This window comes from Paenibacillus eucommiae (genome assembly GCF_017874215.1).
In the GTDB taxonomy this organism is placed as follows: domain Bacteria; phylum Bacillota; class Bacilli; order Paenibacillales; family NBRC-103111; genus Paenibacillus_AI; species Paenibacillus_AI eucommiae.
On record NZ_JAGGLB010000034.1, the window covers coordinates 88,300 to 99,891 of the forward strand.

At 40.6% G+C, this 11,592-nt stretch carries 14 protein-coding genes and 1 pseudogene; 9 read left to right on the forward strand and 6 right to left on the reverse strand.

Annotated features, from left to right (window positions below; genetic code table 11):
• Positions 1-88: 88 nt before the first annotated feature.
• Positions 89-484 (forward strand): VOC family protein, encoded by a 396-nt coding sequence (locus tag J2Z66_RS34220; RefSeq protein ID WP_209977272.1) that lies wholly within the window; start codon positions 89-91, stop codon positions 482-484.
• A gap of 155 nt (positions 485-639) precedes the next feature.
• Here the strand turns inward: J2Z66_RS34220 and J2Z66_RS34225 are convergent, their stop codons facing one another.
• A complete protein-coding gene (locus J2Z66_RS34225; RefSeq protein ID WP_209977273.1) occupies positions 640-1,065 on the reverse strand; it encodes a DUF4259 domain-containing protein in 426 nt (141 codons plus the stop codon).
• A 180-nt stretch (positions 1,066-1,245) separates the two neighbouring features.
• On the opposite strand from J2Z66_RS34225, the gene J2Z66_RS34230 reads away from it, so the two are divergent.
• The gene (locus tag J2Z66_RS34230; RefSeq protein WP_209977274.1) at positions 1,246-2,139 is read left to right on the forward strand and encodes a carbon-nitrogen hydrolase family protein; all 894 of its coding nucleotides are present in this window, start codon (positions 1,246-1,248) and stop codon (positions 2,137-2,139) included.
• A gap of 211 nt (positions 2,140-2,350) precedes the next feature.
• Entirely contained in the window at positions 2,351-2,839 is a 489-nt protein-coding gene (locus J2Z66_RS34235) for a YfbM family protein (protein ID WP_209977275.1), read from the forward strand.
• 104 nt (positions 2,840-2,943) lie between these two features.
• Here the strand turns inward: J2Z66_RS34235 and J2Z66_RS34240 are convergent, their stop codons facing one another.
• The 5 genes from J2Z66_RS34240 to J2Z66_RS34260 all read right to left on the reverse strand — a co-directional run bounded on the left by J2Z66_RS34240 (position 2,944) and on the right by J2Z66_RS34260 (position 6,373).
• Complete coding sequence (locus J2Z66_RS34240) at positions 2,944-3,282, reverse strand: beta/alpha barrel domain-containing protein (protein WP_245376062.1); 339 nt, start codon at positions 3,280-3,282, stop codon at positions 2,944-2,946.
• A 1,026-nt stretch (positions 3,283-4,308) separates the two neighbouring features.
• Positions 4,309-4,980: an exosporium glycoprotein BclB-related protein gene (locus J2Z66_RS34245; protein WP_209977276.1), complete on the reverse strand. Its 672-nt coding sequence runs from the start codon at positions 4,978-4,980 to the stop codon at positions 4,309-4,311.
• 258 nt (positions 4,981-5,238) lie between these two features.
• Positions 5,239-5,529, reverse strand: a complete 291-nt coding sequence (locus J2Z66_RS34250; RefSeq protein ID WP_209977277.1) for a WGxxGxxG family protein — start codon at positions 5,527-5,529, stop codon at positions 5,239-5,241.
• A gap of 21 nt (positions 5,530-5,550) precedes the next feature.
• Positions 5,551-6,069 (reverse strand): DUF3231 family protein, encoded by a 519-nt coding sequence (locus tag J2Z66_RS34255; RefSeq protein ID WP_209977278.1) that lies wholly within the window; start codon positions 6,067-6,069, stop codon positions 5,551-5,553.
• Between the two features lie 142 nt (positions 6,070-6,211).
• Complete coding sequence (locus tag J2Z66_RS34260) at positions 6,212-6,373, reverse strand: hypothetical protein (protein WP_209977279.1); 162 nt, start codon at positions 6,371-6,373, stop codon at positions 6,212-6,214.
• Between the two features lie 460 nt (positions 6,374-6,833).
• Between J2Z66_RS34260 and J2Z66_RS34265 the strand changes: the two genes are divergently transcribed.
• The 6 genes and pseudogenes from J2Z66_RS34265 to J2Z66_RS34290 all read left to right on the forward strand — a co-directional run bounded on the left by J2Z66_RS34265 (position 6,834) and on the right by J2Z66_RS34290 (position 11,090).
• Complete coding sequence (locus tag J2Z66_RS34265) at positions 6,834-7,013, forward strand: hypothetical protein (protein ID WP_209977280.1); 180 nt, start codon at positions 6,834-6,836, stop codon at positions 7,011-7,013.
• A 304-nt stretch (positions 7,014-7,317) separates the two neighbouring features.
• On the forward strand, positions 7,318-8,301 hold the full coding sequence (locus J2Z66_RS34270) for a hypothetical protein (RefSeq protein WP_209977281.1): 984 nt from the start codon (positions 7,318-7,320) through the stop codon (positions 8,299-8,301).
• Positions 8,302-8,651: 350 nt separating this feature from the next.
• A complete protein-coding gene (locus J2Z66_RS43115) occupies positions 8,652-9,074 on the forward strand; it encodes a GNAT family N-acetyltransferase (protein WP_312894921.1) in 423 nt (140 codons plus the stop codon).
• Between the two features lie 177 nt (positions 9,075-9,251).
• Complete coding sequence (locus J2Z66_RS34280; protein ID WP_209977282.1) at positions 9,252-9,872, forward strand: ribonuclease FAU-1 family protein; 621 nt, start codon at positions 9,252-9,254, stop codon at positions 9,870-9,872.
• Between the two features lie 470 nt (positions 9,873-10,342).
• Positions 10,343-10,525 (forward strand): annotated as a pseudogene (locus tag J2Z66_RS34285) (GyrI-like domain-containing protein); the annotation flags it as partial.
• 64 nt (positions 10,526-10,589) lie between these two features.
• The gene (locus J2Z66_RS34290) at positions 10,590-11,090 is read left to right on the forward strand and encodes a histidine phosphatase family protein (RefSeq protein WP_209977284.1); all 501 of its coding nucleotides are present in this window, start codon (positions 10,590-10,592) and stop codon (positions 11,088-11,090) included.
• The last annotated feature ends 502 nt before the right edge of the window (positions 11,091-11,592 follow it).

Genomic DNA, 11,592 nt, shown 5'->3' on the forward strand with positions numbered 1-11,592 from the left:
AAAATATTTACTTCCTTTGTCGATTTGACCATTGTTCATTCGTCGTATTCATGTAAGGACAAATTCAAGTGGAAAGGTCGTTAATATTATGGGAGCACAAATTCACTCTTATTTGATGTCGGAGGATGCAAGAGGTCAGGCGAATTTTTACGTGGAGTCACTTGGTGGCGAAGTTCAGTTTCTTACTACATTCGGTGAGACACCAGGAACACCCGAGGCGATGAAGGAAAAAGTCATGCATTTGGCTTTGACAGTGGCGGGCACGAATACGTTAATGATGTCCGATTCATTCGAGCCGGTTTCGTATAACCGAAGTATCAGTATTTCCTTGAGCTATGACGATGTGTCAGAAGCCAGTACGGCATATGCCAAGTTAAGCGAGGGCGGCGAAAGCAAGTATCCTTTCGCTCTTCAGCCATGGGGTGCTTATTATGGAGAAGTCATAGATAAATTCGGTGTAACATGGATGATTACCAAACAGTAAGAGCTTTCGGAAGATTTGTTCGGAAGTCCCGTGGAATGAAAATTGTGTGAGCGCAAGACGTCAGCAACTGCTGAAAATAGCAGGAAATCCACTAACAAAACACCGCAACCCTGTCATTCGGATTGCGGTGCTTTTGTTCTCGTTCAAGCATCCTTCTATCGTTCTTGTGCAAGATGTGCGTCCAATTTCTCCATCAACTGCAGCACATGCGCTCGCCATTCGTCCCAACTTGGCGTTTCCTGCCACAGCTCTGCCAAATCCCGCTCGGGGTCCCCATCCTCAATGTCATTCCAAATATCCTTCAGATGCTGCAGCAAAGCGTCAAGCGCGGCATGATCAGCCGTGAACGCTTGTACTTGCTTTAAGGAGCGTTCTTCGTACTCCCAACCACCATTCTCCTGAAATTCGATATACAGCTCCGCGAGGCCCAGCGCTGTTTCGTCATAGAGGAAATCGTCCGCTCTGAGCTTCACCATCAACTCAGCCAAATCCACCGTTTCACAAGGAAGCAGTTCCTCTATCGCTGACAATAGATCCAACCCTTCATCACTTTCCAACGCTTTGATTCCCCATGCTCCCATTTGATGCCCTCCTGTCACTGTCATTCTCTTTCATTATATGGAGCGTGTCCAATGCGCGTCAAATGTTACCGGGACTCCTTTTATTAAACTAAAGGGCAGGATAATTCCAATATGTGGTATTATTAAAATGCGGTACTTCGTTCTTGATTAATAACTATTCATATAAGGGAGCTGTCGTTAGTGAGAACCCTAACAGTTGCGACTATTCAACACAATAGCACTGTACCCGATCAAAAACTGAATACGGAGATTGGGCTACGGTATATAAGAGAAGCGAAAATGCTCGGAGCAGACATCGTCTTATTTCCTGAGTGTTGGATCACGGCATATGCCTTTCCGGATATTGTTGAAACGAAGCTGCCTCAAACAGAGATCGAAAATCATCCTGATTTCAAAGCATGGTATGATGCGGCTTTAGATGATAACAGTTCACCGATAAAAGAATTTCAGGATATTGCGAAAGAGTTGTCCATTGGAATCGTGATAACAAGTTTTACAAAAGGAACAAAACGACCTCAAAATTCGGCGTTTGTAATTGACAGGAGCGGAGCTATTCTATTGAAGTATAGTAAAGTACATACCTGTGATTTTGATGCAGAGAGAATGCTGGAGAGCGGTACGGAATTTAAGGTTTGCGATTTTGATGGTGTCAAGATCGGTATAATGATTTGTTACGACAGAGAGTATCCTGAAAGCGCTAGAATACTTATGTTAAAGGGGGCAGAAATCATTTTGGTTCCCAATGATTGTGGGACCATGAAACCAAGATTACAGGCGCTTTCTACAAGAGCATATGAAAACATGGTTGGTATAGCCATGGCAAATCCTCCAGGCGAGAACGCAGGATGTTCCTGTGCATTTAGTCCGGTAATTTGGGATCACAATGGTAAATCAGTCGATAACACGATACTGGTAGCAGACGAGATGACAGAGGGTATATTCATCGCAAAATTTGATTTAGATGAACTGCGAAGCTATCGGGGTAATGAAATGATGGGAAATACGTTTCGGAAAGTACATGCATATAAAGATTTATTGAGTGATAAGGTAGAAGAACCTTTTATACGGACGTAATCATAAATTGAAGGTAAATGGTTCACCATTATTATTCAGCTAATTGGGAACGAGAACTGAATAAACACCTAGGACGAGACTGCCGACATGAACGGCAGTCTCGTTAACCTAACGGGCAGTTTACAATATCAGTGACTGGAACTTTTTGGGGCTAAAATTCGTCATTATGGACAGTATAGTCACTACTAAAAATGGAAAGAAGGCTGACAACATGGGAATGCGTGGATATTACTTTGCTATGGATGACAACCTGGTGAAGCAAATCGCAGCAGGCGACATTGCATTGAAGAGTTTGAAGATAGACGATTATCCCGGACTGGACATTGATAGATCCTGGGAGGCGATTCACTACTTGCTTTGTGGAGATATTTCCGATGGAGAGCCGCCTCTTGGCTATGTTGTTCCGCTGACGTCAGACAAAGGTATCGATTTTGGCTCATTCGGGGCGTTTTCCTTACGCGCCGAGCAAGTTGCAGAAGCGCTTCAGGCTATGTCTGAACTGGATGAAGCGCAGCTCCGCTTGCGGTATGATTTCCGGGCCATGGTCAAGGACGAGGTATATCCTCTTGAGCCTGGCACTGTTTCTGACGAGGATGAGGACGAGTTCTTTTCCTATATGCTTCAGCATTTTAGCAAAATCCGGCGTTTCTGCAGCCAAACTGTAGCCGAGGGCAAAGGTCTCATTTTTTATATTTTCTGATTCCAATAATTTGAATCATCGCAAGCGGCAAAAAAATCATTACATAGGCTCATGGGATTCCCCGCCTAACTTCATATGGTTGGACATAAGAAACGACCCCGAGCTTAGCTAAGGTTCGGGGTCGTGAAACTTTTATTTAATGGAGGCTTCATAAATGTATTGAATGGATTTGGAAAGCACCCCGTTGAACTCACCATCGGTTGCCCGGCGGTGAGATCCTGCGATAAAGCACGTGAGAAGCTCGCGATCAATCCGTGATTTTGTGCCAGCTTTTCGTTTGCTTCCGCTTGCGAATAGCCGCCTGACAAAACGACAATGCGTACAACGTGCGGGTCCTTCATCAGATCATTGCAGAAACTGTTTTCCGTCGGTATGGAAAGTTTAAGCATGACCTTCGCGTCTTTTTCGAGGGTTGATAATTGAGCGGAAATTTCGTCCTTCAACAGTTTTCCGATGCTACCTTATCCGCGCTGTAAATATCCACTTCCGACTCAATGATCGGAACCAGTCTGCCGCAGCTCCTTTTTCATTTATTAAGCTTACGGGCAGTTAAATGCGACAATATATAGTAAAATTATCCATAAGAGATGAGGTGCTTTTATCAAGAAAAGAAATGCTTTCCTAATAGTTGCCTTATTGTTGTTTGTGATGGTTTATACAGCTCCGAATACTCAAGATTATAATATTTACCTCCATAAGGTCCATGGCATTGATTGCGATAGTAGCACAAGCTCCAATTGCTTTCACACCATAAATGACTTGAAGTCGGCACATACCACTCATCTACTTATTTTTATGACAGCAGAAACCCATATATTTGGAGAAGAAGACAATAAAATAAGAGTATTAGGTATTATTAATCACTTCTTTATAATAGAAAATAGTCTTCATCCTCAATCAGATGATAACATAGTTCAAGAATTATAAAACTTATAGTGATCAAATACCGACTAATCCTACTAGCTGGTCATTAAATAAAATCGTATACGAATTAAATGACGAAGTAGAACTAAAACATATTGCGATTAATGGTTTTACGATAACAAGCCTGGGAGAAAAGTATCCAGGAGTTGAACGCTTTGAATGTATTATTTCAGTGAACCTTCCACTAGAAGCCGAATGAAGTTAAAAAGGAAATCGGACCAGACTTATTAAGAGTGTTTATGAGTCCTACTAAGAATGAAAAACTATGTGAAGTTGTTTTAACGGCTAGAGAAATATATAAGAATTACATCGAGAAGTTAAAGTGGCTTATGCAAAAAAAGAGACACTACGCAATCTATTAGAGCTTTATATGTACGAGTTGAGTTCTTATCCGATTAATATCCACCTAAATGGTGGCTTTTTTAATTTACCGGAACATATTCTTGTCATTTCTCCTTGTCAAGATTATAGACCGATTGCCGACAAAAGAACAACAGTATTCAAACGTTGTATTGTTATCAAGAAAATCATTATTAATTAGTATACTATTTGATATTAACACCTGCACTTGCATAACCTACAACGGTATTCAAAAGCGTAGTTCCTGCCGCTGTTGCTGAAAATACCATCAATAAACGGTCACCTTCGGATACAGAAATATCCAAATCGGAATTTGTCCCCCTGCTGCTGGCGCCAATCGCAATTGGACCCGGGATAGGTGGGGCTAGTGTTACAATGGCACCTGGAATTGGACTAAAGATGTTGGTTGTTGTTTCAGTGAATAATTGAGCTGTGATGGTTATAGTGGTTGTTGCAATATCCAGTGCTACTGCTGCGCTAAAAAATCCAGAAATAGATTTTATCGTTCCATCGCGGGGGACTGAAAATGCCATATTAAGAAGCGTTCCAGCAGCTCCTGTGAGATTTATCACCCCACCTGCCAGTGCGATATTGGAAGCAGAATTTCCGAAGCCGATGAGCCCCGTAGTTCCAACTAATCCAGTCGCTAGGGTAGTCAATGTAACTGGAAGTCCAGATGCATAAGGAATTATCGCACCAGGACCTGCATCGCCTTCTCTACCTCTTCTGCCCCGGGAACCTCTTGGGCCCTGAGTTCCTCTAAGCCCTCTAAGCCCTCTAAGCCCTTGTGGAGCTTTCACACAAACTTTTGGTGAAGGACAAGTCACCTTCACTACTTTCTTCTTTGGACAACTCATAAATGAACACCTCCGATTTAGTATGCTCTATCTTATGAATTGTCTCTTATTATAGATTGGACTTGCATCTCATTTTTAATAGACTTCAAACTATTTTATGGAAAATAGTTTTGAATGGTTTTTAAAGTTATGACGGCGATCTAATAAGCCCATTTTTACGTATTAGAATTTTGATAATTGAAGGATGAAACCAAAATAGCACATGGAACCTTTACATGCTTAGGTCCATGTGCTGCTTTATGTGGTGGTGCAGTTGTTTTAAGTTCTTTCCCTATCTCGGCTTCGCAGTCCAGCCAATCCAACTAGTCCGAGAAGTCCAAGCCAACCCCAGTTATTTCCCCTATTATCAGTTGCGTTGGTCCTGTAATTATTATTTGTATTGTTACTACCTGCAGCTGTAGCCCCATTTATGTTCGTTGAGCTGACGCTTTGCACTCCTGAATATGAAGTCGGGTGTTCCATATCCATTTGATTTTGATTCGCAAAAGCCGGTACTGAAAGGATAACAGCCAAGATGATTGTTATCAAAAGTGAAATAGTTTTTTTCATTTAATGGCCTCCATTTTTTATTTAAGCTTTCACTAATTCCGGTGTTTTGATTTGAAGAGGGGGCGGGATAAGCCAGCCTTTTTCCTTATTCATTTTTAATATACGAAGGCCCATCGCGGTTTTTGCGAGATGATATTTGGCAAATAGGGCACCGATATCTACACGCACGGATGAACCCATCACTTGGCTGCAAGTCACAAGTCCGATTGAATTATCCGCGGATATGGCTGCCGCGATCTCCGGATCACTGAATCTTGCTCCAACAGGAATATCTTCTAATTTTGCTTTCGGCTTATCGGGGAGCGCTGGTGCTGGAATAACACCATTATCTTTAAGCAGTGTGTCGCACTCTTTCTCTTCTTGTTTCGCCTCATTGATCATGTCTTCAACCAAATTCTTCAAATCCTTATCACCGGTATGGTTGAGATAAGACTGATAACAAGAAATAGCGCTTTTCACTGCCAACGAATAACTCCACACATTAAATATTTCGCCGTAATGCATTGGCTCGTCCTTTGGATTACCACTAAGTATTCCCACTAAATGTTTTCCTCCTTTAATATATATTCAATGATAAGATCCCCTCTTTTGGGCTAAGTATTCAATCCACAAAGTTATTTTTTACTTGAAACTAAAATAGCCCTCACCTGGGCTGTGAAGGCTATTTTATATTTTAAAATCATTAGGCGGTCTCGATTGCTTCAATGGAGTCTGCAATAGTTTCGAACCTCTGGTCCTTGAATCGTTTTTTATTGATTCGGTACCCGACGCAGTCATCATCAATATCCGCACCATCACGTACTTGAATATCAACACTGAGATGCGTGTGTACGGTTACCCACATCAAGATATCCCCCTCAACCCCATAAAGGGCAAGCACAGTTTATATATTTTATTCAGTCACTCCTAAAGTGTTATCGATGAAATAACGCTTGCTGGAATCCTGCTTTCCTTGCAGCAAGCCCCAGGTTCATTAAGGTTGAAGCAGTCTACGATCCCATCTATTTACTTATTCCATTGATTCTTTCTCAACATCCGTCAGCTGCCGACCTATGGCCATCTCCAGCATGATTTGATTCAAGCGCTTCTTCTCCTATAGCAGTCTCGCTAAGTCGCCTTTGATGTAATCCAGCGGCGCTAATGATTGTGCGTATATCCTCGGCGTTAAGCTAACAGGCAGGTTAATGTAGTGGAAAGCCCATGGAAATTTGACAGTAAAGAGCTTCATAAAACATAAATTTTTATACAAAAGTTGTCATTTTATACCCAAAATATGGTACATTTGAATTTGGAGGGATACTAATATGTACATAATCGGACAAATTGTGAATTTTATTTTTTTCTTATCTCCCTGGGCAGTGATATACCTGCTGTATCGTTTTTTAAAAGTGTACGAGTCGAAAAAACGTACAGATGAGGAACTACATCGTAAACTCGATGAATTAAACAAACATATTGCAGAAATAAAGGAGAACATGAGTTAATTGGAATAGATAGGAGACTTTTTTTCTGCAGCAGTCATTGCGCTAACGGGAGACTTTAGTTTAAGGATACAAGGAGCAGTTTGCCGCGGCAGTTGCTCCTTGTTTTTATTAAGCTAACGGGCACGATAGCAAAAAAATAGGACGAAATCCTCTTTTACATCATGTATCAGTAATTGGTAAAATTAGCACATGAAATAGCAAGGGAACAGCCCTGATACTATCATAGCTGGTTGTGCTGATGATAGGCTTGCGCTGTACTCACAATATGACTAGATAAGGGTTGCTAGAAACTGGAGGAATGTGTATGAAGATAAAAGTATCTAAGAGATTGGAAACCCATATGCTGCCCAACCAAATATGTGACAACGATTATCAATACTTTATCCTTGAACCGAATGGAAGATGCTTGCTTTATAATCGAAGCCTTTCATTGGTAAAGATATTGGATGTATCGATAATGAAAACAGAGAAATCTTGGGAGACAAATTATCCGTATCACATTGATTTATCAAATAAATGGATATGCTTATATGGGGAAACGGGATTACAAATATATGATTTTGAAGGAAGAGAACTCTACGCGTTACAACAAAGTGTGCTGGCTATTTCTACTGCCCCGGATGGTTTCATATGGTTGGCAATCAATGTCGATAGCAAGCAGGTGGAGTGTAGATTAATCAATATTACCACAAAGAAAAGGGCTTCAGTTTACTTGAATGACCCTATGGCGGGCATGGTGCCAGATGGAGAACATGCCGTTGAGATTTTGGGGATACCTGGAATAATAGATGAGGTCTGTTTATGTCTTAGTGATGCTCAATGCAGCATAAAAACATATTGTATAATAGAAAACAATGGACAACTTGAGATTTTTAGAGAACTTGAGGATGATTTTTATCCACTGTGTTTTTCCGACAATGGTCTGCAAGTGTTAACCAGAACTTTTGGAGATTTTGATGGTGTATTCAGGGTTTATTCGATTCCAGAATGGAAGGTTGTGGGGGAAGTAAATTTCCCCGATGAAGAATCCATGTTTTCTATGACTGGATTTTACTTAAACGAACATACGGCTTTGATTTATGAGGAAAATATAGAGGAATACTGTTGCCTGAACGTCGATAGTATGCAGTTGGAAAAACTGGAAATAGACTGGAATGGATATGACAAAGGTATCAATGATGAGATTTTAAACGACTATCAGATTTTCAAGAGTGGAAATGAACTTTTTATACGAGTAAAATACCCTAACGAAGAAGGTTGGTATTATTGGGTTGAAAAGTCCGCGTAAAGCGGGCTTTTTTTAAAATCGGAAGAGATTGTCCGATGTCCACGGATTTTTTTTGACGTTCCACTGCTAAGCTTTCGGGATATCAAGTGTTTTCCAATGATTTGGCATTTCATGCATGACGAGTTTCATATGAATTTGTTCTGGAACCCCCAAGAGTTAAAATTATTTTGAACAGATAAAATTATCGGGAGGCACATATGCGAGATATAGATTACAGCAATTATTATTGGCAAGATGATGAAGTTAGATTGCGTTCCATATAGGCTGAAGATTGGGAAAGTTGTTACATAAGCGGATATGATACTCCTGCACGTCGTCTTTTAGAATGTGCTATTGAATTACCACCTACAATTTCAGGGGCAAAAAAATTCACAGAGGAAAATGCTGATTTTTCTTCAACTAATAGACGAAAAATGTTTACTATTGAAAATTTGAACGGAGAAAGTATAGGTGGTATCAATTTAAACAGTATCGACGAGAGAAATGGAACATTTAGTATAGGTATAGTGATTGATAAACAGTACCGTGGTAAGGGGTATGGTACAAGGGCTATGAAAATTCTCTTAAAGTATGCTTTCTTTGAACGAAGACTTAATAAATTCAATGACTATGTTCTTGAAGGAAATGAAGTTTCTGCGAAGATGATGAAGAAACTCGGCTGTGTTCAAGAAGGTATACGTCGACAGGTCGTGTATATAAATGGCCAATATTTAGATTTTATTTTGTTTGGTTTAACTAAAGATGAATTTATTGAGAAGCAAAAAGTGGATTGAGAATTGCCACTAGCGGGACACGATAGTTGAGGAGCTTGCATTGCCGCAGCTCCTTTTTCGTTTATTAAACTAACGGGCAGATTTGTTGAATTAAGATATGTTTTTGAATGAATTTCTGCTACGATTTAACGATAGCATTTATTACCATATTGATTGATGGCGAGGGGGCTGTTATTTTTGGACAGTGAAAAAATAAAATTTCACAATCTCCATTTACCAAATGAGGTACGAGTGTTTCAAATTCCTAAAACTAATATTCGAGTGTGGAATGAAAAAGTAATGGTTTACGAAGTTAAAATTGATGATGCGATTGGTGGGAATTTCACTTTTAGGCATTATTCATTTTATGATAAATGGTTTGAAATAAACATTACTCTTGATGCAAGTGGTAAATTGATTACTGAACCAGGACCAATTGATTGGAGCTTTAACTGTGATATATGTACGCCTTGTTTTAGTAAAGGGACTAATTTTTTTAATTTAGATTTGGAATTAGACATCTTAGTTAGTAATGACGGCAAAGAATATGTAGTTATTGACGAAGACGATTTTGAAAATGTAATTAGTCAGGGACTCCTAACTGTAAACGAACGTATTGGAGCAAGAAAAGGACTTGAAAACTTAATTCAATTGATATTATCAGGAAATCTAATTTCATATTTGGAGGGCATTTGTTCTTTTACAGATTTAATCAGTTTATCCGACCCAATCCCATACAATAAATTGCAATTATCTGAAGTATCTTTATTAAATATGTCTGAAAGAGAAAGTTATTACGGTAAAGAGCTTGAGAGCTAAGAAGGAATTCCTATTGTGGTATCGGATACGATAGTTGAGGAGCTTGTATTGCCGCCGCTCCTTTTTCATTTATTAAGCTAACGGGCAGGATACTTCAAGCGATAAGGTGTCAATTGACGTGGGAACGTATGGTCGATATGCTGGTTATAAGTTCCATATAACATAGTAACTCTTAATTATCTCTGAGGAGGGATGGTCCAAGTGTTTATGTGTGAAGTGTTGAGAAAGAGGAGTATGAGGCTGGCGGGATTAAGTTTCTCCGGCCCGTTGTCGGAGTTTCCGGATGCGTGCGTAAGAGTGGAATTGGAACTTTATAAAAGGAAACAAGATTTTACGCAATTAAGAAGTCCGCATATCTGTTACAGCCCACATTACGAAAAAGGGAATCTCGGCACCTACTGGGCTTGCTTCGAGGTGGAAAATTCGGCGGCGATACCGCACGGAATAACAGCATTTGAGTACCTCAACAGAAGTATGCGAAGGTGATTTGTGATGGTAATTCCATAACGGAAGCTTATCAATGGATTTATAAATGGATCGAGGAGAATGGTAATCAACGAAAATCGGACGTATACGAGATTGAATGTTATTACAAGAGCATCGATAATGATGCTGTAGAAGAAAAAGTCGAGATCTGGGTGCCGATTGCATAGAGAATAATTGCATAATTACGCTAACGGGACACGATTCAAAAGTTGCAAAGGGAGTGATATCCAAATGAAGCTATATCTATTTCGTCACGGGGAATATGATCGCAACAGTCAACTGGTTAACGTCCGTGGAATTTTCGATCCTCCGTTAAGCTCCAATGGGAGAGTTCAAGCCGGAGCGCTTGAGTCCCGGCTTCAGGGCATTTCGTTTGCCCGACTTTATTCGAGCGATTTCACCAGGGCACTGGAGACGGCGGCATTATTAGAGCATCCGCTGAAGTGCGAGACACGGGCCGAGCCGGCTTTGCGAGAAATCTTCTCCACCTTTTCCGAAGATCAAGTCGAAGCCGCTGTGGAATCGCTCCTGAGCTTTTTACGTAGCATCCCGGATGAGGCGGGACATGATGTCGCGCTGGTCACGCATGGTACTCTGATTCAATATTTAGTCTGCTATGTATTAGGGATGGAGAGAACAAAACGCGTCAAGATTGGGCCTGTCAAGGAATGCGGCATCACGGTGCTGCAGCGGGAAAACGATATCTTTAAACTACTCAGCTACAACGCATAAGCTACTGCAGACAAGAGGCAAATGGTTGAATGGGAAATGTAGCGAGATAAAGAACGAGGCTGGCGACATGATAGGCAGCCTCGTTTTGCCAACATCATATTCCAAACTGGTAAAAAATACTCCAGATAGTTCCACTTAGAATCCTTTGTGGGACGAGTTCATTCCGCTAACGGGACACGATAGCTAAGGAGTTGCTACGCAGCAACTCTTTTTTCGTACTGGTAACATCCCATTAAGCTAACGAGGAACGATAGTTGAATCTACTCATACACCGCGGCAGCCGGCCATACGATCGGCTGCCGTTGTTCGTTGAAGTAACGGGCAGGATACTGAAATTATATCTTCATTCCCTATCATTTCAAGATAATGTAGTGACGTAGGCACCCCTCAAAAATCCACCTTCTTTATTAAATCTTTCGTTTGTATCCTCTTAATTACTTGACAAAAGGTAACTAGTTAGATATTTTAATACATAACCAGTTATCTATTGTGGGGGTGGAAA